Source organism: Rossellomorea sp. DUT-2 (assembly GCF_052665285.1).
Genome location: NZ_JBQPEO010000004.1, coordinates 148,947 through 174,826, shown reverse-complemented (window position 1 = coordinate 174,826; position 25,880 = coordinate 148,947). Strand labels below are relative to the sequence as shown.

Genomic DNA, 25,880 nt, shown 5'->3' with positions numbered 1-25,880 from the left:
GATTTCACCCGGTATACCCCCGCTGGTTCAAAATATCTCCCATTATACCCGTGATGTTTCTAACGCCACTTCAATGGCATGATCCAAGTCCTCGATCAGGTCCTTCACAGACTCTAATCCAACAGAAAGTCTCACCAGATCCTCGGTCACACCTGTCGCACGGATTTCCTGGTCGTTTAATTGCTGATGGGTCGTGGATGCCGGATGGATAATCAGTGATTTCGCATCTCCTACGTTGGCAACATGAGACCAAAGGGAGATATTATCGACTACTTTCCGTCCTGAATCCCTACCACCTTTAATACCAAAGACGACGATGGATCCCGCTCCGTTTTTCAAATATTTTTGAGCAAGTTTATGAGACGGATGCTGCGGCAACCCAGGATAGGATACCCAAGCGACACCATTATGCTGATCTAAATGCTCCGCAATCTTCAAGGCATTCTCTGTGTGACGTTCGATGCGAAGATGCAGCGTTTCTAATCCCTGTAGCAATAGGAATGCGTTTTGAGGACTTAAGCACGCTCCCAAATCACGAAGCAGCTGCACTCTTAATTTTGTAATAAAGGCTGCAGGGCCCACATCCTGTGCGTAGCGAAGTCCATTATAGCTCCGGTCCTCTTCCGTGAAGCCCGGGAACTTATCATGATTCCAATCGAACTTCCCACCGTCTATCACCACTCCCCCGATTGCTGTACCGTGACCGCCGATCCATTTTGTTGCAGAGTGGATGACGATATCCGCTCCCCACTCGATCGGCTTACATACATATGGAGTGGCAAATGTGTTATCGATGATCAGCGGGATATGATTTTCATGAGCCACCTTTGCCACCGCTTCAATATCGAGGACGTGAAGACTCGGATTTCCGATTGTCTCTGCGAATACAGCTTTCGTTTTAGTAGTGATCGCTTTGCGGAAATTTTCCGGGTCAGTCGGATCTACAAAATGGACCTTGATCCCGTATTTCGGAAGAGTGGTCGAGAATAAATTATAGGTTCCACCGTAAAGATTGGTAGCTGCTACAATTTCATCACCTGCTCCTGCGATATTCAAGATTGATAGAGAGATAGCAGCCATTCCGGATGAAACACCGAGTGCTCCAATTCCCCCTTCTAAAAGAGCAAGGCGCTTTTCCAACACGTCTACTGTCGGGTTCATGATACGGGTATAAATGTTTCCCGGTTCTTCAAGGGCAAATAATTTTGCAGCATGATCACTGTTATCGAAAACATAGGATGTCGTTTGATAAATCGGCACTGCTCTTGACCCTGTTGATGGATCCGGCTCCTGGCCACCGTGAAGAAGTAGTGTGTCGAAATCGAATGATTTTGTCATAGAGAATTCCTCCTAAAATGGTTTTTGGGGATTGGGTTTGTTTAAATGCTACGGTTGACATATTCAGCTGTTAAAAAAGATGTTTTTTTCAGCTGCTGAAATTTTTCAAAAAATCAGCAGCTGAATATCTCCAAACATTCTTGCAGAACACCCTAATGTCTGAAATGTGTTTTACTAAGAAGATAGAAGAGGAAAAAACAAAAAACCCTCTTCCTAAGAAGAGGGTCTAATTTAATAGGGTCCTCCTCTTATCTTTCAGGCAAATCGCCTGCAGGAATTAGCACCTTTTCATGCGACGCATTACTGCGCACATGAAGGTTGCCGGGTTTCATCGGGCCTAGTCCCTCCACCTCTCTGGATAAGAGCATGTAGTTGTCAATGTGAAAATTCTTGCGTTGAGATGAATTATAAGGGGTAAACGACCTCAACGTCAAGTGTATTTTTAGAATTTTTCCATTATTTAATTTTTAACAGAAGCTGCAATCGCTTCGTTCAATTGAGCGACAATGTCTTCCCCGTCTTCAATACCTAACGATATGCGTACGACATGTGTGTTTATGCCCAGTTTTTCCTGCGCATCTTTCGGTAGAGCGCGGTGGGAGGTTCCTAAGGGATAAGAAACCGTTGTTTCCACTCCGGCTAAGGACGGGATGATTTTAATCCAGGCAAGTGATTTGAAAAATGTGCTGATATCACATGTGTTGGATAGCTCGATCGTTACGATGGCTCCATTTCCTTTATCGGATAAATCCGTTGGGTAATAGACTTCCTTCACATATTCATTTGTTCGAAGGTCCGACGCCAGGACTTCGGCATTTCTTGCTTGGGTTCCCATTCTAAGAGCCAATGTTTTTGCTCCGCGGCATGTCAGCCACGCTTCAAATGGACTCAGGTTCGATCCGATGTTGACGACTTTTTCTCTCGCTTTTTGGACAAGCTCTTCTTTTCCCACGACGACTCCTGCTGTGATATCACTGTGTCCTCCGATATACTTCGTGGCACTGTGAGCGACCAGGTCCACTCCTTCTAAGAAAGGCTGGCGCAGAAACGGTGTGGCAAATGTGTTGTCGATCATAGTTTTCAGGTTGTGTTTTTCCGCGAATTCGACCATTTTCGGGATATCTTCCACTCGCATAAACGGGTTTGTAACGGTCTCACTGTAGAGGAGTTTGGTTTGTGGAGTAATGGCCTCCTCTAATTCTTCCACACTTGTAAAATCAACGAATGAAGTAGAAATACCGAATGATTTCAGCTCTTCTTTTAACATATGGAACGTACCGCCGTATAAATCCTCAGCGGCAATGATATGATCGCCTGATTGCACAATAGCAAGGATTCCAACAAGGATGGCCGATAATCCAGAAGAGGTTGCGACACCTGCCTTGGCTCCTTCCAAGTCAGCTACCATCTTACCAAGCTCGTCTGTATTTGGATTTCCCGTTCTTGTATAGAGATAAGGGGATTTCCCCTCATAGAAACCCTCCAACTCTTCTAAAGAGGTAAAAGAAAATGCAGATGTTTGATAAATCGGAGTCGTCTTACTGCGGATTTCCTCAGTCCCTTTTAACTGACTATGTACGACCTTCGTTGTGAACTTCATCTCTCTGTCATCCTTCCTGAATCTATGTATTTTTAAAAGTGTATCATATTCAGAAGATTGTGAGGAGTATGAGGTACCGAAGGCATAAAAAAAACACCTGTCCACTTGCAACAGGTGCTGGTCGTTTATTGAACGTTATCTAAACATCCGATCAAGCGATTTTCAATATCCAATGCCAGGCTTTTCAGTTCATCGTTATCCACCATTTCGATCAGCTTGCTTGGTTTTGCCATACCGATCTTGGTTGTACCGCCTTCTGTGTATACCGTGACTTTACATGGGAGGAAGTAGCTTACGAGCATGCTTTCTTCCAGTACTTTTTTGGCTTCATGAGGATTACATACCTCTAATACGACTACTTCTTCATTGAAATCAAGGCCCTTATCCTGAAGCTTCTGAGCAAGATCGAGATTCCATAGTACACCGAAGCTTTCATCTTTAAGGTTGGATTCTACCGCTTCCACAGCTTCTTTCACATTCATCGAGACTTCTTTAGTGTAATGAAACATGTTCACATCTCCTCCTTTTTTGATCACATTCATTTAATACCTCATAGCGTATAAGGTCAAACATCGATATTCAGAGGTCCGTCCCTCTCCATTATTCCATTCCTTCGACCATTTTACCCATCATTTCTTCGTTCATGGGACCGACGATTTTGTGTTGGATGATGCCTTTGGTGTCGATCATGTAGGTGGTCGGGATGGTGAACGCCCGGTATTCGTCTCCGATTTCACCCTTTTTATCCATTGGGATGGGAAAGGTGAGTTCGTAGCCGTCGATGAATTCCTGGACAGCCTTTTCCCCATCGTCCATGGACGTCAGGTTGACGGCAAGGATTTCAACGTTTTCTTTCTCTGCATTCTCTTCGTAGTAGCTCTGCATATGAGGCATTTCGGCTTTACACGGAGGACACCAGGTAGCCCAGAAGTTCAGGATCACTTTCTTACCTCGATAATCTGAAAGCTTTACGTCTTCACCAGCTAAGGTGGTTAATTCAAAATCCGGAGCGCGGTCCCCTTTTGCTAGCCCCTGCGCTGCATTAGACAGATCCATGGATTCATTGGCTAATTGAGCGGCCTCTTCTCTTGCCTTCTTTTCCTGCTGATCCTGAAAAAAGTTCGCTAAGAAAATGCCGATCAGAAGCGCAACGATGGCCAACGCAAAATTTCGTTTATTCATTGTGTTTCCTCCTTACGTTTAAAAGAAAGATGAGATAAGTCATCATGATCAGATACGTCCAGGCGGTGACGGTAAATTCAAATCCGCCAATGAAGGCACTTAGAAATAGCTGGACTAACGTAAACATAACCAATAACTGTCCTGCCCAAATATCGCCGCCGGGATCACTGTTTTTTTTAATAAAAAAGACAAGGATCAATAGATTGATTAGCACTTGTATACCAGCTAGAAGATAGTGGTGATGAAGCATATGAAGCACAGCTTCAAAGACAAGAACCGTGACCATCCATGAAATGATTATAGTAAACGGATGATCTACTTTTTTAACAAATATGTAAGTTAGAGCCGCTATCAGTCCTAACCAGTACCCAATGGTTCCTCCGTGAAAATAGAGGATCGTAATGGGATGCTCCATAACCGTTTGAAAGTCAACCACAATCACACTCAGCTTCCAGACGAGTAAAAAGGTAAATATACTATTGGAATACCAATCGCTCGCTTTTCTTTTCCAGAAGAAGAGGAACAAGAATGTGAGTATGAACGATGCTATAATGGATCCCCATGAAGCAGGGAATGTGAAGGAGCCTATAGTGTACCATTGTTGTGTCATGATATTCTCCTTAAATCATTCTTTATTTAGGAATGGGAAGTCGAATTTCAAAGGTATGGGAAGAGCTATCAGTAACGAGGGAAAGGTCTCCTCAATGAGCTTGCACAATTTCTTTGGCAATTGCGAGTCCCAGTCCGGTTCCACCTGTCACTAGGGAACGTGAAGCATCCACTCGATAAAAACGTTCGAAAATAAGCTCGCTTTCTTCGATGGGAATCCTTCTTCCTTTATGTGAAAAACGGATAAGATAATGTTCCTTCTCTATACAGCCTTCTATCCTTACCTTCTTCCCATTGTCATAATCCACAATATTTTGAAGGATATTGCTAAGGACTTGATTGAGTCCATCTGTACTCCCTTCCAGATTGAAAGGCTTTATATTGTAGTCCAATTCTATACCTTTCTCAAGAAATTTGACGTGAAAGATGGTGATCCGTCTCTTTATGAGTTCGTGGATGAGAATTTCTTCATGGTTGAAGTTCTTCATTTCTCCATCCGGGGTCCATTTATTGATCCGGACGAGTTGTTCCAGCAATCGTTCGATTCGTGCCGTTTCTTCTTGAAGTGAGCGATACATCTCTTGGTCACCTTCAATAACCCCTTTTTCAAGTCCTTCGAGATAGCCTGATAAATTCGTCAGGGGGGTTCTTAATTCATGAGACAGATCTCTCAGCAAACGATTTTGCTTTGCTTTTACGGTAGCCGTTCTTTCTGATAGTTCATTGAAGGCATCATTCAGCTCTTTCACCTCATAAATCAGAGGATTCTTTAGCTTTGTCGGGTGCTTCCCTTTTTGCAGCTCTTGAGTTGCTGCGGTTAATTTTTTTAGAGGATGAATCAACCATTTTAATAAAATAAAATGAAATCCGCCTGCAAGGATGAATGCCAAAATACTTACTTTTACTAAGTACTGATTTAGGAGGGTTTCTAAGTTAGTTCCTGTAATCTCTTGCTGATTTACGAGTGTACAAGCATAGTTTTTCACAGTAAATCCTGCAATGACAATGACTATGGCAATGATAATGGTGTTAAGGAAAGTCAACTGGGTGAAGATTCCCCACACTTTTTTCCTTTTAAGCATCAAACTTATACCCCATCCCTCTAACGGTTTGGATAAATGGTTGACGCGTCAATTCTTGAAGTTTTTGACGAAGGTGGCGGATATGGACATCAATCGTTCGTTCCGAAACCACTTTTTGATTCATGTCATACAGGGAGTCAAGAATCTGTTGTCTTGAAATCACTTGACCAGCATGCGTCATTAAAAAGTGAAGGATCCTGAATTCGAAAGTCGTTAATTCCAGGACTTCTCCTTTATAGGTGACCTCACCCTTCAAAGGCTTCAACGTCAACCCTTTCCTACTGAGCTTCTGGCAGCGTGTCCCTGTTCTGCGCAGCACAGTGTCCACGCGGGTAACGAGCTCGGATGGACTAAATGGCTTTGTGACATAATCATCCGCTCCAGCTTTCAACCCATGGATCCGCTCTTCTTCACTCGTTTTTGCCGTAACGAAAATAATGCCGATATCACTTTTCTCTTCTTCCCGTATCCACCGGCAAAGCTCTTCCCCTTGAGTTTTCGGAAGCATCAAGTCCAGTATCGCAAAGCATGGGTCATGTTCTTTGAACAGTTGTTTCCCTTCTTCACCATCACTTGCTTCAAATACCTCGTATCCTTCTTTTTCGAGGAAGAGCTTGATCAGTTTACGGATTTTCATATCGTCTTCAACAATCATAATCGTCTTATTTTGAACCTTCATACTTTCCCCCTATGTTGAGAAGAGACTAAATACGGATAAGTACGAGCTGATTTGCTGCATCTTTCCGCTGAACACAAGAAATCCCAATGCAATCATCAATGCTCCATTGATTTTAGAAACCTTTGGCAAGATTTTATTGACCACTTTCATTACGGTAAATGTCTTCGTGATCATCAGTGAGATCAGCAGGAATGGTACCGCCAAACCAAGCGAATACACAATCAGCAGCACGACTCCTTGAGTCAATGTACTGCTGGCACTTGCTAATAAAAGAATGGAAGAAAGGGTTAATCCAACACATGGTGACCATCCGCTGGCAAAGGCCATGCCCAGCAGGATAGAACCCACAGCTGTCCCTTTTTTCCTTGTTTCAAACTTTCTCGTATCTTTCATTAAGAAAGAAAAGCTAAGCCAGCCCATCATCTGTAAACCAAATACAATAATCAAAATCCCTGCAATCTGTTCAATGTAAATCCGATATTCTGAGAAAACCTCTCCAAGAAAGCTGGCAGAGGCCCCCATTAGAGTGAAGATGAGGGAAAATCCTGCAATAAAACCAAATGACCTAAGTAAGACCACCGATCTTTCCACCTGCATTTGTCCTTCTCTTGCCTGTCCACCTGTTAAATGACTTACGTAAGCCGGGAGAAGCGGAAACACACAAGGTGAAAAAAAGGATAGTGCCCCGGCGGCTAATGCAAACCAAATCGATACTTCCGTCATACTGTTCACTCCTTTACATGAACAGTATGAACAGGAAATGTTAATGTTTGATTAAGATAGCTATCTTTATTTCCTATATATCGATGTTCCCTACCCTTTTTTCACGACAATATAATAAACCGATGGATGCAAGTGACCTACTGTTGTGTGGAACCCGGATGATTTGAGCTGTCGATCGAGTTCCCCGGAAGAAATCCGATGATCTATTGGTGGTCCCATTTCTGATTCTACCTTTTCCCAATCCAGGATCAGCCAAATTCCATCTTTCTTCAGCATATCGTGTAGATCCTGAAATACTTTGATCAGATCTGGAACTTCGTGCAAGACAAAGGCGGATACGATTTTATCCAAGGTACCTTTGTTGAAGCTGAGGTATTCCAGGGATGATTTCACATACACGATATTGGCTACATTTTCTTCGTTTGCTCGATGTTTCAGGTATTCCAGCATTTCCTGCTGCAGATCTACTGCCTGGACCTTTGTTTCAACCGTTTTGGCAATGGGAAGAGTCAGATAGCCATTTCCACACCCTAAGTCGGCAACGATATCGTCTTTATCAAGGTTGAGAAGTTCGAGTACTTTGACCACTGGTACGAGCTCCTGACGTTTTGGATCGAGGAGCTTTGACGCTTTATGATGTTCGAATAAATCTCCTGTCATTTGGTTTCCTCCGTTCGGCAAATATACCCCGTTATGTATTAGTATCTTAAATTCTACATATACAAGCAAGTTATTTACTCATAGTGTATCCTATATGAGAATTATTACAGATTTACGGAAAGAGTGTGTGTCTAATCATTGAAATATGCACGAACTACTTCCATATGAGATGACGGTATATTAGAAACAAGGGCTTGAAGAGCAATTACTGCCTGTTACATAAATAAAACCGAATGCCGGATTGGATCCGCATTCGGTTTTTATGCTGCTTTTAATCCTTCTAAAATAAGCATAAAGTATGTAACTGTATTTCCACCACGGCGATGGATGATTTCAATGTCGTTTAGTATCCTCTTAACCTCTTCTGCGCCGAGATTTTCAATAATCATCTCGGTGATTTCTTCTGCTGAATATTCACCAACATAGGTATACTTTAATGCAGTACGATTCCTTCTACAAAAACTTCTTAATTGCCTTTTTAATTCAGTCGATTCCAACATCATCATCCTTACTACAGATTCAAATCCTACTATACTGGACATATAGATAAAAAAATCCCACCAAAAAGGCAGGCAAAATGATACTAATAAAACGTCCTAATTAGTATTCATTGTAATCCATTGTTTTCGGTAACCCGGCGATCATTATTTTAAAATAAAAATGGAAGACCCGTGGTTTTGCGTCCTAATCTTTCAATTAGTTTGCCTTTTCGAAGGACTATACAAATCATTAGTTATAATATTTAGGTAATATAGTTGTCATTATACTAGAAGAAAAAGGATATGAAAACAGTCATGAGAATAATATTCCATTCCATTTCCTTACATCTTTATGTAATACAAACCAAATGAAGTATATCTATAAAAGAAACCCCGCCATGAGCGGGGTTTTCTAATTAAAAGTTAATATATTGACGTGGGTTTACAGCATTGGATTTCGATGCATTCCAAGAACCTGCGTGAAGCTCAAAGTGTAAATGCTGACCGAAAGAGTATCCTGTGTTACCCATGTAACCGATTCTGTCACCTTTGTTCACTGCTTGTCCAGAGCTAACTGATGAAGAAGCCATGTGGGCATAAACCGTCGTGAACGTTTGACCATTAATTGAGTGAGTGATGTATACTACGTTACCATAGCTTGAGCTGTACTGACTCTTGATGACATATCCATCAGCTGCTGCTGAGATCGGAACACTTCCTCTTGCCGCGATATCTGTACCATAATGGTAACGTTGTTTACCGTTCAATGTGTCCCAGCCAAAATTAGTTGTAATCGTTCCATAAGCTGGAGCTGTCCAGGCACCGGCACTTACTGGTGCACTTGGAGCTGATGGAGCAGGTGCTGCAGAAGAAGAACCACCACCGCTATTGCTGCTCGCAGTTGCTTGTTGTTGTTCTGCTGCACGTTTTGCCGCTTCAGCTTCCGCTTGACGCTTGCGTTCGATTTCACGCTGGCGTGCAAGTTCTGCTAGACGTGCTTGTTCAGCCTGGATTTCACCTTCAAGCTGGTGTTCCATTTTAGAAAGCTCATCCGATTCTTTTTGAAGATCTTTCTTTTCCACTTCCAAAGAAGCCTGCTGCGCTTCTAGCTGCTTGAATAAATCCGCTTTTTTAGCTTTTTGACTATCAAGATCTTTTTTCAAAGACTCCAGACTTGCTTTAGTAGATTCTAATTCTGCAAGCTTGCCTTCTACTTCTTCTTGTTTCTTTTCTAATTCAGCCTGATCACGTTTTTGTTCGTCCATGATCTTCTTATCTGCACTTACAATTGTATTAACTGCTGTTACACGGTTGATGAAGTCACCGAAGCTGTCCGCACCAAGTAGTACATCAAGATAATTTGCAGAGCCGCCTTTTTCCTGGATGGCGCGGGCACGTTCTTTTAATAGTTCGTTACGTTCTTCTATCTTTTGCTTTAGAACTTCAATTTCTTCTTTAAGTTTATTGATTTCTGCTGTTGTTTCGTCAATCTCTTTTGTTTTCTCAGTAATCTTTGTTTCAGTATCTTTTAATTTTGTACTAATTTCTGCAATTTGTGATTGGATTTCTTGTTGTTTATTGATGTTTTGGTTAATCTCTGATTTTTTCTCATCGATCTTTCCATTGATTTCCTCTTTTTTAGAAGAAATGTCTTCTTGTTGCTTTTGTAATTCCTCCACAGAATGGGAATGAGCGTTAGCTGTTGTCCCTAACGTTGGTAGACTCCCGATTGTTAATGCTGCTGCAATTGATAATGATATGAAATACTTCTTGTTCAAGCGGCATGCTCCTTTCAGCTTCTATCAACCTATCAAATTTTACACTTTTAAGAATTTACGTACAGACATAAAGCTTCCCCAAGCGCCAATCAGGCAACCCATTAATAGAATCAATCCGTTTACTTGATAGATAAAGGGGGTAAAATCTAATATCTGAATAAAATGGTTTTGTAGTTTTGGTTTAATAAATTCATAAGCATAGTAGTAACCTGTTGTGACAAGAGCGATCGGGATAATAGAACCTAAAATTCCAAGCCATAACCCTTCTAGAATGAATGGCCAGCGTACAAACCAGTTGGTTGCACCCACGAGTTTCATTATCTCGATTTCCCTTCTTCTGGCGACAATGGTGATTTTAATTGTATTTGAGATGAGGAACATGGCGGTAAACAATAGACCGATGATTAACACTAATCCAACGTTTCGACTCATTTCCAATACATTAAACAATCTTTCAATCTTCGCTTCACCATAAAGTGCTTCGTTCACACCTTCATACTTGCTGACTTCAGCAGCGATTTTCCCAGTTTCACGGGGATTTTCCGCTTTTACGATAAATACATCGTATAATGGATTATCCTGTTCGAATAATCGGAAATCGTCTCCTAAATCCTTTACAAGATTTTGAAGTTCTTCTTCCTTAGAAGAATACTCTACGGATTCCACTCCACTTATTTGGTTAATCTTCTTATCTATTTTTTCTACTTGAGCTTTTTCAGTACCGATCTCAAGTAGTACGCGTACTTCAACGTCTTTCTCAATATCGGTTGCAACCTTGTTCATGTTTAGCATAAGTACCATAAATACACCAACAAGTAGCAGGGTTACAGTAACGGCACTCACGGATGCGAATGTCATCCAGCCATTACGTCCGATGCTTTTGAAGCTTTCTCTTAGATGTCGACCATACGTCCTAGCTTTCATAACCGTAATCACCTCGCTGTTCGTCACGAACAATTCGGCCATTTTCGATGGCAATTACCCGATGCTTGATGGTATTTACGATTTCCCGATTATGAGTAGCCATGATCACCGTTGTTCCACGATTACTGATATCTTCTAAGATGTTCATGATATCCCAAGATGTTTCCGGATCCAGGTTACCCGTAGGCTCGTCGGCAATCACAAGTTTCGGCGTATTCACAATGGATCGTGCAATCGATACACGTTGCTGCTCCCCGCCTGACAATTCATTCGGAAGCATTCTTGCTTTGTGCTTTAGCCCTACCAGCTCCAGCACGTCCATGACTCTCTTCTTTATCTGCTTTGGATGTTCTTCTATTACTTCTAGTGCGAAGGCAATGTTTTCATAGATTGTAAGAGATGGTAACAACTTAAAATCCTGAAACACGACTCCAACATTTCTTCTTAAGTATGGAACTCTACTAGTTTTTAATTTTGCCAGATTGATACCGTTTACGATGATATCGCCCTTAGTAGGCCTCTCTTCGCGGTACATCATCTTGATGAATGTAGACTTCCCGGCGCCACTTGGACCCACAACATACACAAACTCGCCTTGCTTAATGTGGACGTTAAAGCCATTGGCAGCCATCACACCGTTGCTGTATTGCTTATACACGTCTTTCATTTCTATCATTTTAAAATCACCTAATTTGTATTATGTAGTTACCCTCTTGGCTGTTATCGACATATGTACGGTGTTTGAACACAACGACGTCTTTACCATAATTAGACATGAAATGGCGAAAAACCTCGAATTGCTCTCCCGAAAATTATTATAACATCACTTTGTCCGTTGTTAAGGAAAAAAATTATTACATTTACGTTTCAAAGGTTGAAATAATGTGTATATTTTACCTTTTTTATTGTCGATTATACCTATTTACCGTTATAAATATAGGTATTTTTATCTATAACCTGGTACTATAACCAAGTAAAAAAGTTTGATAATGAGGAGATGCTAAACCTTTAGGTGATGCTAATCTCAGTAAGTTACTAGGTTATAACTTTTTGCTGTTCAATTGCTAATTTCCTTAGAAAATCTATTAGATGAGCTTTTGTAACATATATTTAAAGAAGGGAAAGGAGAAAGTATGTGGATAAATCAAAAAAGAAGAATCCTCAGTCCAGGACTCTTCCTCTCTTCACTTACTTCTTATTCGCCAACCATTCTGCCACTGCTTCTGCTTCTTCACCTTCGATGAGTCCGGCAGGCATTTGACCTTTACCATTTTGAATGACTTCCAGGATTTGATCTTTGTTTAATTCAGCACCGATTTTATTAAGGGCTGGCCCCATACCGCCTTCAAGGTTTCCACCATGACAGCTGGTGCATTTATTGTTTACGATTTTCTCAGGGTCTACTCCGCCAGAGCTTGTTTCTGTACTTTCTTCGCCGCCACCGCAAGCTGCAAGTACCAATGAAGCGCCAAAAACAATACCAAGTAGCTTTTTCTTCATTTTTTCTCCCCCTATGAACACATTTTAAGAGTAACGGGAAGTATTGAGGTCCGTCCCTCTATTACATAATTATACCAAGGTTAAACCCGTTTGAAACCTTCACCTAACACCTCTGAAGCGTCCATGGTGACGACGAAAGCAGATGGGTCAATGGTTTTGACCAGTTGTTTCAGTTTTGTGAATTCTGTTTGATCGACCACACACATCAGGATCGGGCGCTCATCGTCCGTATAACCACCGTATGCAGATAGTTTTGTCACACCACGATCAATTTTATTCAGGATTCCTTCACGAACTTCTTCCTGTCTGTTTGTAATGATAAGTGCCATTTTTGAACGGCTGATGCCTACTTGTACTAAATCAATCGTTTTACTTGTCACATAGAGTCCGATTAGAGCATATAAACCACGTTCGATGTCAAACACAATCGCAGCAGAAAGAACAATCATCCCATCGATCAGCGCGACACATGTGCCCAAGGACAACCCGGTGAATTTGTTTACAATCTGTGCTGCCAGGTCTGTCCCTCCTGTAGACGCTTTACCTCGAAAGACGATTCCCAACCCCAGTCCTACACCAATTCCGCCGAATAAAGCGCCCAGCAGGGGATCTTCCGTCCACGGCTTCCAGTCTTCTGTTAAAAATACGACCAGCGGTAGGAAAACCGTACCGATGGCTGTTTTCACGCCGAATTGAAGGCCCAGGAAGATTAACCCTGCAATGAATAACGGAATATTAAATGCCCACTGAACAAAGGCAGGTTTCCAATCAAACACACCTTTCAGGATGGTCGATATTCCACTCACCCCTCCTGAAGCCACCTCATTCGGCAACAAGAACACATTAAACGCAAGGGCCACAATCGTTGACCCAACCACAACAAACAAATACTCTAACAACTTCTCTTTCCGCGGATTAAATGCCTGCCCACGACGCCTCTCTTTCAAACCCATCCAGTACGACTCCTTTAACCTATGTATTTATAGTATGAGTACAACCTCTTCCTTTATGCAGAGTATGCAGAGGGACGGACCTCTAATTGGTCATGCCGTGAACCTCTGCGGACGAAGATTACTCATAAATTTCGCTTGATATAGTTGAAATGCCTATGTATGAACCAGGTGAAAATTCACTTCTCCACCCTTCAAACACGCTCTGTATCAACCTTTGAGAGTATAGCATGGGTACTTGGAGGTGTAAATAACACTTCAATAACGTGGTAAAGCATTAATAAGTTGGGGCGTTATGGTGGTGAGGGTGGTGAGGGACGGACCTTGAATAGTGAGTTGCTTTACAACAGAATTTCGGATTTCTGCAACAGTGAATTGGATTCCGCTTTCTGCAATAAGTGATAATACCGGTAGTCTGCGTGTGCTTATTCGTGTATGTAAACGATATTCCCTGCATATTTTTATACATATAATGGAAATAACAGATCGCTTTTTGAGGTCCGTCCCTCAAAAAAAAGCTGAACCCTCCAATTGGGTGGAGGATCCAGCTTGGGTATGATTATTGAATTTTGGAACGAAGGTAAGCGTTGATGAATGGGTCGATGTCTCCGTCCATGACGCCTTGTACGTTTCCTGATTCTGTGTTGGTTCTGTGGTCTTTGACCATGGAGTATGGATGGAATACGTAGGAACGGATCTGGCTCCCCCATCCGATCTCCTTTTGTTCTCCACGAATTTCGGCAAGCTCCTGTTCCTGCTCTTCGATTCGTTTTTGGTAGAGCTTCGCTTTCAGCATTTTCATGGCTGACTCACGGTTCTTGATCTGAGAACGTTCAGATTGGCAGGTTACCACGACATTCGTCGGTAAGTGAGTGATACGGACAGCCGAATCCGTCGTATTGATGTGCTGTCCACCGGCGCCACTTGCACGGTACGTATCGATTTTAAGGTCTTCCGTACGGATTTCGATTTCGATTTCTTCATTAAACTCAGGCATGACTTCACATGAAACGAAGGAAGTGTGACGACGTCCTGAAGAATCGAATGGTGAAATACGAACAAGACGGTGTACGCCTTTTTCAGCCTTTAAGTAACCGTACGCATTGTGACCTTTTATGGCAAGGGTCACACTCTTGATGCCTGCTTCATCTCCAGGAAGATAATCAAGGGTTTCTACTTTGAAACCTCGTTTTTCTCCCCAGCGGGTGTACATACGTAGAAGCATGGAGCCCCAGTCCTGAGACTCTGTTCCACCTGCCCCGGGATGCAGTTCAAGAATCGCGTTATTCTTATCATGTTCTTCGCTTAGAAGAAGCTGAAGTTCGTAGTCATTTAATCGTTTGACCAAATCACCCAGCTCTTCTTCAAGATCTTTTTGAAGTTCTTCGTCGGGTTCTTCTTTGATCAGTTCAAGGGTAAGTTCAAGGTTTTCATGAGATTCAAGCAATGATTTGTACTCATTAACAAGATCCTTCAAACCGTTTCCTTCATTGATCAACCCTTGAGCTTTTTGCTGGTCATCCCAGAAATCGGGTTGAACCATAATTTCGTCAAGCTCTTGAATTCTCGCCTCTTTGTTTTCTAAGTCAAAGAGACCCCCTGAAGTCCGCTAATGTTTTAGCTGATTTTTCTAACTCTGCTCTGATTTCTGATAGTTCCATGTGTGGTCACCTCTATAGTTATTTGGGTTGTGCATTTATTTTTTCAAAATAATCGATTGCTCTGTTCAATTAGCATGGGTGTTGATTGTAAGGGGATTCGCTCCCTTTCCGCGGACGAACCGGCAAGCCTCCTCGCTTCGCTGCGGGGTCTTGCCCAGCTCGTTTTTCCGCAGGAGTCTCGCAAATACCCTTACAATCATATAAAGAAACAATGAACAGAGCGACGAGAAAATTAAATTATTTTCAACAATTGTTCTTGAAAGCCATTGGCCCTTATAAAAAACATTGGACGAGAACCATAAAAAACGGAAAAGTACCTGGGACTTATTTTAGCAAAATAAGTCCCAGGTATCATCTCATTTCTTTTATTTATCCAGTTATGCCGTGGCAGTGTTTATACTTTTTGCCGCTTCCGCAAGGGCATGGTTCGTTGCGCCCTACGTCTTCTTGCTTGCGGACTGGTTGTTTCTTAGCCTTACCGCCTTCTTCTTTCGGGTTCACCGCTTGACCTTTGGCTACTTCCTGACGTTCAAGATTGTTGCGGATTTCAGCTTTCATGACGTATTTTGCCACGTCTTCTTCGATTGCGAGTACCATGCTTTCGAACATGGCAAACCCTTCATGCTGGTATTCACGCAGTGGGTCGGTTTGACCGTAGGCACGAAGGTGGATACCTTGACGCAATTGATCCATCGCATCGATATGGTCGATCCATTTCGTATCAACAGCGCGAAGCAGGATGACTTTTTCAAACTCGCGCATTTGCTCAGGCGTAAGTTCTTCTTCTTTTTCACTGTAACGGTGTTTCACATCTTCATAGATCAGATCCATCATTTCTTCAGGCTCTTTACCGCGAAGATCATCAACTGTCACGTCGTTTTCAGGAAGAAGATTCGCGTTCACATAATCAACGATGCCCTGAAGGTTCCAGTTTTCCATGTCTTCTTCTGCTGTATGGGCTGCTACCTGACGTTCGATGGCTGATTTGATCATTCCTTCAACGATTTCACGAAGGTTTTCTGAGTCGATTACTTCATAACGCTGGTTATAGATGATTTCACGTTGTTGACGTAAAACATCATCGTATTGCAGAAGCTGCTTACGAGCGTCGAAGTTGTTTCCTTCCACTCGTTTCTGAGCCGATTCTACAGCACGGCTGACCATTTTACTTTGGATTGGCTGAGTATCATCCATTCCAAGGCGTTCCATCATGCTCTTCATATTGTCAGAGCCGAATCGGCGCATCAATTCATCTTCCATGGAAAGGTAGAACTGAGTCACACCAGGATCTCCCTGACGTCCGGAACGTCCACGAAGCTGATTATCGATACGGCGTGATTCATGACGCTCGGTACCAATAACGGCAAGACCGCCACGTTCGATGACGCCTTCTCCAAGCTTGATATCCGTACCACGGCCGGCCATGTTTGTCGCGATGGTTACGGCACCAGGCTGTCCGGCTTCCAAAATGATTTCCGCTTCACGGCCATGATTTTTCGCATTTAACACATTATGGCGTACGCCTTTTTTCGTCAAAAGTTTAGAGATGAGCTCTGACGTTTCAACGGCAACGGTACCAACCAGTACAGGCTGTCCTTTTTCGTTACGTTCTTTGATATCCTCGACTACAGCAAGGAACTTCCCTTCTATAGAAGCGTAAATCAAATCGGCACGGTCATCACGAACAATTGGCTTGTTGGTCGGGATCACGATGACGCTCATATTGTAGATATTACGGAACTCTTCTTCTTCCGTTTTCGCCGTACCGGTCATACCGGAAAGCTTTTCGTACATACGGAAGTAGTTCTGGAACGTAATCGTCGCCATCGTCATGCTTTCGTTCTGGATTTCAAGACCTTCTTTTGCCTCGATTGATTGGTGAAGTCCGTCACTGTAACGACGGCCTTTCATCAGACGACCTGTGAACGAGTCAACGATGACGATTTCGCCTTCCTGAACCACATAATCCACATCACGGTGCATGCTGACGTGAGCTTTTAATGCTTGATTGATATGGTGGTTAAGGGTTACATGTGAAATATCAAACAGGTTATCAATGTGGAAAGCTCTTTCCACTTTGCTGATCCCGTCTTCCGTTAATAGAACACCTTTTGTTTTTTCATCGTATGTGTAATCTTCATCTTTTTTCAGCGTACGTACGACGGCATTGGCCTGAATATAAAGCTGAGGCGTACGTTGTGCGTTACCGGAAATGATCAGAGGTGTACGTGCTTCATCGATTAAGATCGAGTCAACCTCATCAATTACGGCAAAATGAAGAGGGCGCTGCACCATTTGATCTTTGTATAGGACCATATTGTCACGAAGGTAGTCGAATCCGAATTCGTTATTCGTACCATACGTGATATCCGCTTTGTATGCTTCACGTTTTTCGTCTTTGGACATCGAGTTTAAGTTCAGACCTACAGAGAGCCCCAAGAAATTGTATAGCTTGCCCATTTCCTCAGCATCACGGCTGGCCAGGTATTCGTTGACTGTGATAACGTGAACGCCTTTTCCTGTGATCGCATTCAAGTAAACAGGCATAGTCGCTGTCAGCGTTTTACCTTCACCGGTTTTCATCTCGGAGATATTACCGCCATGCAAGGAGGCACCACCCATAAGCTGAACGCGGTAAGGGTATAAATCAAGTACGCGGCGAGCCGCTTCCCGTACGACAGCAAAAGCCTCAATCATCATATCTTCCAGGTCTTCACCCTTTTGATAGCGTTCCTTGAATCGTTCTGTTCTTTCACGGATTTCATCATCCGTCAATCGCTCCATATCGGGGCCTAATTCTTCTATTTGATCAGCCAGTTTTTCAAGCCTCTTTAATTCTCTTTTATTCGCATCGAACACTTTGTTTAATAGACCAAGCATGTATAAACGCTCCTTTATCTGTGTTTAAATGAGAGCCGAACGTCACCAGTATAACGAAAGAAAATGAAATTCAGATGAGAGTCATGAAAAATCCATGTAAAAAGTCGCCTTCACCCGCTTCCAATCACTCTAAATAAAATTCGCTACAAAATCCAAATATCCTCCCACAAAAACACGATATATTCCCTACCAATCTTACCACTATCCTATATGGGTTACAACTCAGGGAGGGACGGACCTCTCGATCACAGATTTTCAAAGGGTGGATGCTACACTATCACACCGTATTCCTGGTTTGCTCATGAAATGCGGGGTCCGTTCCTTTAGAAATGGCGTCGATTCAGGTACGAGGGACGGACCTCACCTACTATATAAATCCGGCTAGAGTTGGCGACTTTATCGCAATTCCACATATAACTAGTTAAAATGGAGGTCCGTCCCTCAAAACAAAAAAGCCGCCTTTGCAGACGACTTTTAGGTGTTGTGTATTGGTCAGGCTTTTGTTGCTTTCAGCAGTTCGTAGACGGTGTCCTGGTAGCTTTCCCAGATTTGTTTGCTTCGTCTGGAGATGCTGTTGGCAGAGACATCGAAGTATTCTGCCAGTTCTTTTTGAACGTGGCGGATACTGATTTCGTCGATGTTTTTCGCCATGTCCACCAGTGCTCCCGAGTAGATTTTCGGATTGCGGATCGTTGGACGCTCTGTGTAGAAGTATTTTTCCAACACGGCTACCAGCAGTTCACTTTCTTTTTTGTCTTCCCCTTTTTCAGTCAGGAAGCTTTGAAGGGATGTGATCGCTTCAACGTATTCCGGTGTTTTCCAGATTTCTACTCCTTCGATCGCATCTTCGGATTTTTCATCCGAATCCTTGGAAATATCTGTTTCATCCGTGACTTTAGTAGATGCTGCTGCTTTTCCTGCCTTTTTCTTTTCAGCACTATAAAGGACGAATCCGACATCTGCTATTTCCAAGTACTGCCCTGATAAGTAATCATGCAGACTTTCAAAATCACCTTGTTCAAATCGGATTTTCACCAGTTCCATCGCTGCTTTCTCAATCGCAGGATAAATGAAGTACTGAGCGAACGGAAGATACTTCTCCCCATTCGGCAATAGTAATCCCAAGAAGAAACTATTCTCCTCTAACTTACCGAACTTTTCCGTTACAATCAGCACATCACCGGTGATGGCTTCTTCCACTCGCAGCGTATGGTCATCCAGCTTCTCTACGGTACCTGCCGTCACACGCACGTTTTTCCAAGACTCCAGTACTTCAGCTGTCTGAGGACGAGTCACCGTGCTCAACTGCTTATCAACAAAGCGTTCGATCAAACGAACACCGTCAGCATCCTTTTGAGTCGCTCCGTACCAGCTGACAAATGCCATTTCATAAATATCCGGATCCGCTTGCATCAAATCCATTTTCGCTAAGTAGTGATGATAGGATTCTTCCATCTCTGTTGATTGTGCCGTAGCGATATAATCATAGAGTTGCGCCTGAAGCACATCAAGCTCCTGAGTCACCAGCGTATCTATATTCACAATATTTTCTTTTTCACAGCATTTCTTATATTTTTTTCCACTGCCGCATGGGCATGGTTCGTTTCTTCCGACTGTACTCATGTTTGTATTTACCTCCAACTTCTTGAGTCCCGTACACAAATGTTCATTATATAACATTTAGAGCGTCCGTTAAACTGTTTTAGAACAAGAAAAAAGAACCAATCGCTTTTGGACTGGTTCTTTTATTATCTATCGTCCCTGTTTTTTCATATAGTCCAACACGTCAAGATCAATATAATTATCATCCTGCTCACGCATTTCAAAGTTTTCGGTATGAAGATAGTCTTTCAAGCTCTGATGAAGAGACTGTCTTTCTTTTGCATAGCCAAGACGGGTAAGTTCCCTCTCCACTTCATCTTGAATTTCACCTTCCAGCAATACGACTCTACCAGGCTCTGATTCTTTGAAATAGAGTTGATGCATCAAGTAGATTCGTTTCAATTCCTTAATGGGAGACGGGTGATCATCCACCCTGAGATCGATATACCGATCATTGAAGCCGCCATATCCACCGTTTTCCTTCACTACTAGAAGTGCAGCAGACTGCATGCCCCGGGAATCACCACCAGCGTCCTGACCGGCATCGAGTGCATGGAGTAATCGTTCAGCAAGAGATCCGGTCGTCGATTCAAATGTCTCTGCCATCGCCTTTACAGTATCCCCATCTACTAAAATATTTCCTTGAGCAGCAAAGTGTTTACCAGTTTGTCCACCAGCCCAGTCATAGCATCCTTCCCCTGTAAAAGTGGCAGCATTTCCACCTGCATCAATCAATCCCACCTGTCGTAATGGACGCTCGGGATCATCCTTTGTGATGATATCCAGCGCTTCCTCTGCCGTCTTTCCTTCTTCCATTAATTGAAGTGCATGAGGCCCGTACGAAGTATTCGCGTAAGACTGTGTCGCCACGGCTCCCACACCCGCTTTCGCAAAAGGCACGACAGAACCAACACCGAGGAATTTGGATTGTACCGCAATCCCCCACTCTTTCTCTTCCGGGTCATAACCTACTATGGAATACGTCATGGTGAAGCCCTCCTTTAGATTAAAACGTCAGGATTCAATCCTTTTAGCTCTTCTACTACAAATAACCCATCTTTCCGAATTAAAACATCATCAAAGTAAATTTCCCCGCCGCCATATTCCGGACGCTGGATACAGACCATATCCCAATGAACATTCGAACGGTTTCCGTTATCCGCCCCTTCATAGGCCTGTCCTGGTGTAAAATGGAAGCTTCCGTTTATTTTTTCATCAAATAAAATATCCAGCATCGGCTCATTGATCTTCGGATTCACACCAAGGGCGAACTCCCCAATGAAACGGGCACCTTCATCTGTATCCAGAATATCGTTCAGTTCCTTCGTTTTATCTGCCGTTGCGTTTACGATCTTCCCGTTTTCAAACGTCAAAGAAACATTGTCAAAAGAAAATCCGCGATACAGTGTCGGCGTATTGTATGTAATCGTCCCATTTACACTATCCTTAACCGGAGCTGTATACACTTCCCCATCCGGAATATTCCGTTCTCCAAAGCACATGACAGACGGAATATCCTTGATGGAAAACGTAAGGTCCGTCCCTTCGCCGGTAATCCGTACTTTATCGGTTTGATCCATCAGCTCTTTAAGAGGCTTCTGGGCTTCTTCCATCTGCTTGTAATCCACAGTACAGACTTCCAGAAGATAATCAAAGAACGTGTCATAGCTCATCTTCGCTTTTTGGGCGAGTGACGGGTTTGGATAGTTTAATAGAGCCCATTTCTTATTTTGAATGAGATAGTCATTGGATTCTTTCATATGAGGCATGAGGAGCTGCCACTGTTCGGCCGGCACTTCACTCATCTCTGCATCATTTTCTTCGCTTGAAATATTGAGAAACGCGTCGATATCCTGATATTTTTCCATATTCCATTTATTTTGCAGAATAATCTGTTCCGGTTTCGCATGAGTGGCCATGATACGCAGTAACTCCTGATCGCCGAGCTCATAGTATGGAATCACCCCCATCTCATAAGCTTTCTGGAGAACCTCCTTTACAAGCGGTTTTGTCGAATGCTCTCCCATTATATAGAGCTTCTCCCCTTCTACTAATTTCAAAGAATGGGTCAGCAGTACCTCTGCCAACTTCTCTAGTCTTGGATCTCTCACTTGGTATCCCCCTAAATTTTGTCTACCTTCAAACTTCGACAAAAAATGGAAAAAAACCTCCTTGAAAATTTAAAAATCCTGCGGTCGCAGTGACCGCAGGATTTAAGGTTATCAGTTTGTTTCGATCAAGCCATACTTCCCGTCACGACGCTTGTACACAATATTCGTTGCGTTAGTCTCTGCGTCCGTGAAGATGAAGAATGTGTGACCCAGCATGTTCATTTGAAGGATCGCTTCTTCGCTGTCCATCGGTTTAAGATTGAACTGCTTCGTTCTTACTACTTCCGTATCGTCCTCTTCCTCCAGTTCAACCGCAGCTGCACCATTTGGAGAAACGTGATTCAGATCTTCCTGAGCCGCGAAAAACTCCTTCGGGCTGCCCTTCTCACGCATTTTACGGTTCACTCTTGTTTTATGTTTGCGAATTTGACGCTCCAATTTATCTACAATCAGATCAATGGCCGCATACATATCCGTGTTGCGTTCCTCTGCACGTAACACTAATTGCGGCATTGGAATAGTCACTTCAGTTTTCGTATTTTTATCAGGATACACTTTTAAATTAACATGTACATTTGCATCAGGAGTTTCATTAAAGTAACGGTCTAACTTGCCAATCTTCTTCTCCACGTGTTCGCGAATCGCTGGAGTTACCTCAATGTTCTCGCCTCGAATGTTGTAGTTCAACATGTAAACTCCTCCTTTTAAAAATAAAGCTATGTTTATATATTCTCCATTCCCTTAATTAATCCTTCTTAAACTTTCTAAATTTTTTGTCAATTTTTCGTAAAGTTTGTAATATGGTGTCGAGAGTGTTGATGGATCTGGGATTGGAGAATGAAAGAGTGAGGTGAAAGTTGCGAGTATGTAGTGCTCACCTTTCACTCTTTATATTATTATTTTCTCATTTTTTGAGGAGATTAAACGGTGTGAATTTGGAAGAATTGTGAATGGTTTGGGGCGGATTTGTGAAGGTTTGAGTTGACGCTTTGATGTGTAAGATTTTTTGTACCTGGTACAATCAAGGTTCGTTGTACCAGGTACATTTACTTCCTAATGTACCTGGTACAAAATGAAATCAACCGTTATATCCGCTGGTTCCAATCCTTAATATTAAATTTTGTTTCAACATAAAATTTATATTTCTCATATGGATGATCACCAAGATTTGAAAGAATCTTTTGAGTATCAACAATTGATTTATAACCTGCAGTAATAAAACTCTTATAGCTGCTCCAATGATAGTCTTCAGGTTGTTTAGAGTACTTGGATTTCACCGGGTTCAAATGAATGTAACTACTTGTATCAATTAGCTGCTTAGAGTTATTAATTAACTTGGCATAATACCGGTCCTGAAACACATGACCAACATAATTGTATTTCCGGTTAAAATACCTTGCATAGATAGAATGGATGTAATGGATAATGTCGGAAGGAGAGTTATCGAGTGTCCCAATAATAAGATGAACATGATTGGGCATGAGGCAATAGGAGTGGAGAGTGAATGGGGTTTTTTCTTTTGCTCTTTGCACTAATCCTAAGTAATGAATAAAATCTTTTCTATCTCGAAAAAGATTATTCTTTCTGTTACCGCGTGCAGTTATGTGATAAATAGCTCCAGGATACCAAACTCTATGGTTTCTTGTCATAGACTCTTCCTTTCTCTAATAAAGTTACAACTATTCCTATTCGACATAATTCGAAATTCCCCTGCCTAAAAGGGTGTGTTTGGAAGGAGAAGTTTATTTTGTACCAGGTCCACTAAACATCCACATCCCTCCGCCCAAAAAACCACCCAGCCAAACCACCAAACCCAATCAAATAAACCACGATCACCCCAACCGAAAACAAAAACGTCATCCCCTCAAAAGGCGGGGTTCCGAAGTAATACTGCTGCAAATCGGTGTTGGCAAACAATAAATACCTCCCCCATTCCATTCCCCGCTCATTCATGACAATCAAGAACGTTCCTGCAGAAAACGTCAGAAAGAGAGTCGTTCCGATGGCAAAGGAGCTGCTTCTCGTCAGTACAGACAAGGTGAAAGCCATGGAACAGATGACGATCAGTTCAAGAAATCTCAGGACATAAGCTCCTGCCACCAGGAAAAAGTTTACGTTGAATTCAAAGAAGCTGTCGTAGAACCACAAAATGCCCAGTACGGCGGAAAATAAGAAATGGGCAGACGTAAGAATGGTTGCTATGACGACAACGGCTAAGTATTTGGAGAGCAGTATTTTCACACGGTTGACGGGACGAATGAGCAATAGCTTGATGGTACCTGACGAAAACTCATTAGATACAATGTCACCTGCTATGATGAGACAGAAGACTTGAAGGACGACGATAAGGTTTGAGCTGATTCGCATATACTCCCAGAAGGAAAATTGGATTCCTTCGAACAGCATGTAGACCAATAGGGATGCGATGGAGTTGATGAATACAATGACCCCGAGGGAAATCCACATGCGGGGACGGGATAGTTGTTTTAAGAGTTCATTGGTGACTAGGTTGATCATGCGTCTTCATCCGTTTCGTACTTACTTGATTTTGCCAGTTTCTTGGGAGCCACTCTCAAATAGCCTTCGTGAATCAAAGTTGCAATTGCTTGCCACCCTACTTCCTCTGTGTCTACTAAAACCCAGCCATGCCTTCCGATATATGGGGCTTTAGTATAGCCTTGCTGCTCTAGTAAGATTTCTTGCGTGGATGGGAGGGTTTTAATAGATAAGGAGAGATTGTTCTCCTCGCCAATGATCACAAATGGCTTGTCCTTCACCCGGAAGGAAGTGTGTCCAAAGCCGTCTATATGTTCATGAACTTCAGGATAGGTTGCGCAAAGACTTCTGATTTTATCTACCAGACTATTTTTCATCAAGTCTTCCTCCAGCATTTTTCTATTATTATAGCATGAGATTATTTGGAAAAAGAAAAAAGCCCCGAAGATACGAGACTTAGTGTGTTAAATACGGCTTAAGTTCGTTTTCAATCGATGCTTTCCATGTAGAAAAGGCTGGTGACAGTTTTTCCTGCACGATACTTTGTTTGACTGTGTTGTTGTCTAACTGTCCGTCCAGTTTCCATGCCTGATCCGTCACCGTATCAAATCCGGTTAGAGCTTTCTGAATGCCTTCCCGCCCATCAAACATTTCTTTGAACAAGCGATTGCTTTCTGAAATCTGACCAATGGCCATGAGGACATCTGAAAGAACCCTGTCCCCTTCTGTTTTGCTTAAATTTGTGAAGCTTGCTTCCACATAGTTCAGTGCTTCTTCGATTGTGTCGAGCATTCCGACGTATTGGCTGACCAATTCGTACGGTTTTTCGTCTAGTTTCGTTGTCAAAGAATCACCTATTTCTTTTTATCGTAGAACATTCCATCGTATTGTAAGGATTCGTATGGATTTGAATACTTTTGAACTGAAGTTTTTTTCTTCGTCAACCCATTCATGTCTCGTTTGATTTCCAAACGCAGTTGAGCCAACTGCCGATCAATCTGCTGGTTCCAGGCAATCATCTGCTTGCCGAGCTCCTGCTCATCCTGGGTATAAGGCGGCTTGATTGTCCCAAGTACACTCTGTCTTTTTTCTAAAAGAGATTCCACTTCCTCAATCGTAGCTTCTCTGTTTTCATCATTCACCTCTTCCAATGCTTCTTTCAATTGCTTTGTGATCGTATAGCAAAGAAGGACCGAGCTCATTATGCCTGTCCACCTTGTCCGGTATGCTGCTTCTGACGGTTCAGTTGAATGACTTGTTTCCATGTGTCACGGAAGTCAGTGATGAGACCCTCTACTTCTTCTAAAATCGCCACATCATTCTTGATATTTGCTTCTGTTAAGCGACGGTTGATGTAGTCGTAAAGGGACATGAGGTTCTGTGAGACTTGAAGATCTGTTTTTAATGTAACCATCAGTTCATTCACGATAGCTTGGGTCTTTTGGATATTGGTATTTTTCAGTTCAATATTTTTTTCTTCAATCGCTTTTTTCGCGATATGAATAAATTTCAGGCTTCCGTTATAAAGCATAAGGGTGAGTTCACCTGGTGATGCGGTGTTGACCGAGTTGTTCTGGTATGTTGCATACGGGTTGTTGATGGCCATAGTGACACTCCTTTATTTAT

The 25,880-nt window shown here is 42.5% G+C and carries 27 protein-coding genes and 2 riboswitches; all 27 genes read right to left on the bottom strand.

Annotated elements, in window-relative coordinates; genetic code table 11:
- Window positions 1-42: 42 nt before the first annotated feature.
- The 27 genes from ACOSV2_RS16170 to fliS all read right to left on the bottom strand — a co-directional run bounded on the left by ACOSV2_RS16170 (window position 43) and on the right by fliS (window position 25,860).
- Entirely contained in the window at window positions 43-1,338 is a 1,296-nt protein-coding gene (locus ACOSV2_RS16170) for a homocysteine synthase (protein ID WP_428976037.1), read from the bottom strand.
- Window positions 1,339-1,583: 245 nt separating this feature from the next.
- Window positions 1,584-1,703: riboswitch (SAM riboswitch) on the bottom strand.
- Between the two features lie 95 nt (window positions 1,704-1,798).
- Window positions 1,799-2,938 carry a trans-sulfuration enzyme family protein gene (locus ACOSV2_RS16165; protein ID WP_428976036.1) on the bottom strand — a complete coding sequence of 380 codons (1,140 nt, stop codon included), beginning with the start codon at window positions 2,936-2,938 and terminating at the stop codon, window positions 1,799-1,801.
- A gap of 125 nt (window positions 2,939-3,063) precedes the next feature.
- Window positions 3,064-3,447, bottom strand: coding sequence for a DUF302 domain-containing protein (locus ACOSV2_RS16160; RefSeq protein WP_428976285.1), 384 nt, complete (start codon window positions 3,445-3,447; stop codon window positions 3,064-3,066).
- 91 nt (window positions 3,448-3,538) lie between these two features.
- A complete protein-coding gene (locus tag ACOSV2_RS16155) occupies window positions 3,539-4,120 on the bottom strand; it encodes a peroxiredoxin family protein (protein ID WP_428976035.1) in 582 nt (193 codons plus the stop codon).
- Window positions 4,113-4,730, bottom strand: a complete 618-nt coding sequence (locus tag ACOSV2_RS16150) for a hypothetical protein (protein WP_428976034.1) — start codon at window positions 4,728-4,730, stop codon at window positions 4,113-4,115. Before ACOSV2_RS16150 ends, ACOSV2_RS16155 begins: the two co-directional genes overlap by 8 nt.
- Before the next feature lie 91 nt (window positions 4,731-4,821).
- Entirely contained in the window at window positions 4,822-5,811 is a 990-nt protein-coding gene (locus tag ACOSV2_RS16145; protein WP_428976033.1) for a HAMP domain-containing sensor histidine kinase, read from the bottom strand.
- Entirely contained in the window at window positions 5,804-6,490 is a 687-nt protein-coding gene (locus ACOSV2_RS16140; RefSeq protein WP_428976032.1) for a response regulator transcription factor, read from the bottom strand. Before ACOSV2_RS16140 ends, ACOSV2_RS16145 begins: the two co-directional genes overlap by 8 nt.
- Before the next feature lie 9 nt (window positions 6,491-6,499).
- Entirely contained in the window at window positions 6,500-7,213 is a 714-nt protein-coding gene (locus ACOSV2_RS16135) for a cytochrome c biogenesis CcdA family protein (protein WP_428976031.1), read from the bottom strand.
- A 90-nt stretch (window positions 7,214-7,303) separates the two neighbouring features.
- Window positions 7,304-7,873, bottom strand: coding sequence for a class I SAM-dependent methyltransferase (locus ACOSV2_RS16130; RefSeq protein WP_428976030.1), 570 nt, complete (start codon window positions 7,871-7,873; stop codon window positions 7,304-7,306).
- A 260-nt stretch (window positions 7,874-8,133) separates the two neighbouring features.
- Complete coding sequence (locus ACOSV2_RS16125) at window positions 8,134-8,415, bottom strand: hypothetical protein (RefSeq protein WP_397552718.1); 282 nt, start codon at window positions 8,413-8,415, stop codon at window positions 8,134-8,136.
- A gap of 83 nt (window positions 8,416-8,498) precedes the next feature.
- Window positions 8,499-8,589: riboswitch (cyclic di-GMP riboswitch) on the bottom strand.
- Between the two features lie 179 nt (window positions 8,590-8,768).
- Complete coding sequence (locus ACOSV2_RS16120) at window positions 8,769-10,130, bottom strand: murein hydrolase activator EnvC family protein (protein WP_428976029.1); 1,362 nt, start codon at window positions 10,128-10,130, stop codon at window positions 8,769-8,771.
- A 39-nt stretch (window positions 10,131-10,169) separates the two neighbouring features.
- Complete coding sequence (gene ftsX / locus ACOSV2_RS16115; protein ID WP_397552716.1) at window positions 10,170-11,054, bottom strand: permease-like cell division protein FtsX; 885 nt, start codon at window positions 11,052-11,054, stop codon at window positions 10,170-10,172.
- The gene (gene ftsE / locus ACOSV2_RS16110; RefSeq protein ID WP_428976028.1) at window positions 11,044-11,730 is read right to left on the bottom strand and encodes a cell division ATP-binding protein FtsE; all 687 of its coding nucleotides are present in this window, start codon (window positions 11,728-11,730) and stop codon (window positions 11,044-11,046) included. Before ftsE ends, ftsX begins: the two co-directional genes overlap by 11 nt.
- A 512-nt stretch (window positions 11,731-12,242) precedes the next feature.
- Window positions 12,243-12,554 carry a cytochrome c551 gene (gene cccB / locus ACOSV2_RS16105; RefSeq protein WP_324745455.1) on the bottom strand — a complete coding sequence of 104 codons (312 nt, stop codon included), beginning with the start codon at window positions 12,552-12,554 and terminating at the stop codon, window positions 12,243-12,245.
- Window positions 12,555-12,634: 80 nt separating this feature from the next.
- Complete coding sequence (locus ACOSV2_RS16100) at window positions 12,635-13,507, bottom strand: YitT family protein (RefSeq protein WP_428976027.1); 873 nt, start codon at window positions 13,505-13,507, stop codon at window positions 12,635-12,637.
- Window positions 13,508-14,063: 556 nt separating this feature from the next.
- Window positions 14,064-15,165, bottom strand: a protein-coding gene (gene prfB, locus ACOSV2_RS16095; protein WP_156142358.1) for a peptide chain release factor 2 whose coding sequence is annotated in 2 segments (ribosomal slippage) — window positions 14,064-15,092 and window positions 15,094-15,165 — 1,101 coding nt in all. Because the reading frame shifts where the segments join, the coding sequence is not laid out codon by codon here.
- Between the two features lie 369 nt (window positions 15,166-15,534).
- Window positions 15,535-18,045, bottom strand: coding sequence for a preprotein translocase subunit SecA (secA, locus tag ACOSV2_RS16090; protein ID WP_428976026.1), 2,511 nt, complete (start codon window positions 18,043-18,045; stop codon window positions 15,535-15,537).
- A 492-nt stretch (window positions 18,046-18,537) separates the two neighbouring features.
- Window positions 18,538-19,668, bottom strand: coding sequence for a YecA family protein (locus ACOSV2_RS16085; protein ID WP_428976025.1), 1,131 nt, complete (start codon window positions 19,666-19,668; stop codon window positions 18,538-18,540).
- A gap of 129 nt (window positions 19,669-19,797) precedes the next feature.
- Entirely contained in the window at window positions 19,798-20,634 is an 837-nt protein-coding gene (locus ACOSV2_RS16080) for a DUF1028 domain-containing protein (protein WP_324745461.1), read from the bottom strand.
- A 14-nt stretch (window positions 20,635-20,648) separates the two neighbouring features.
- Window positions 20,649-21,758: an aminopeptidase gene (locus tag ACOSV2_RS16075; protein WP_428976024.1), complete on the bottom strand. Its 1,110-nt coding sequence runs from the start codon at window positions 21,756-21,758 to the stop codon at window positions 20,649-20,651.
- 111 nt (window positions 21,759-21,869) lie between these two features.
- Complete coding sequence (gene hpf / locus ACOSV2_RS16070) at window positions 21,870-22,448, bottom strand: ribosome hibernation-promoting factor, HPF/YfiA family (protein WP_113971339.1); 579 nt, start codon at window positions 22,446-22,448, stop codon at window positions 21,870-21,872.
- 395 nt (window positions 22,449-22,843) lie between these two features.
- Complete coding sequence (locus tag ACOSV2_RS16065; RefSeq protein WP_428976023.1) at window positions 22,844-23,407, bottom strand: REP-associated tyrosine transposase; 564 nt, start codon at window positions 23,405-23,407, stop codon at window positions 22,844-22,846.
- A 112-nt stretch (window positions 23,408-23,519) separates the two neighbouring features.
- Window positions 23,520-24,275 carry an ABC transporter permease gene (locus tag ACOSV2_RS16060; RefSeq protein WP_428976022.1) on the bottom strand — a complete coding sequence of 252 codons (756 nt, stop codon included), beginning with the start codon at window positions 24,273-24,275 and terminating at the stop codon, window positions 23,520-23,522.
- Window positions 24,272-24,631, bottom strand: coding sequence for an MmcQ/YjbR family DNA-binding protein (locus ACOSV2_RS16055; protein WP_428976021.1), 360 nt, complete (start codon window positions 24,629-24,631; stop codon window positions 24,272-24,274). Before ACOSV2_RS16055 ends, ACOSV2_RS16060 begins: the two co-directional genes overlap by 4 nt.
- Window positions 24,632-24,710: 79 nt before the next feature.
- Entirely contained in the window at window positions 24,711-25,100 is a 390-nt protein-coding gene (locus ACOSV2_RS16050) for a hypothetical protein (RefSeq protein ID WP_428976020.1), read from the bottom strand.
- 8 nt (window positions 25,101-25,108) lie between these two features.
- Entirely contained in the window at window positions 25,109-25,456 is a 348-nt protein-coding gene (locus ACOSV2_RS16045) for a flagellar protein FliT (RefSeq protein ID WP_428976019.1), read from the bottom strand.
- Entirely contained in the window at window positions 25,456-25,860 is a 405-nt protein-coding gene (gene fliS / locus ACOSV2_RS16040; RefSeq protein ID WP_428976018.1) for a flagellar export chaperone FliS, read from the bottom strand. The genes ACOSV2_RS16045 and fliS overlap by 1 nt, the downstream gene beginning before the upstream one ends.
- Window positions 25,861-25,880: the final 20 nt, after the last annotated feature.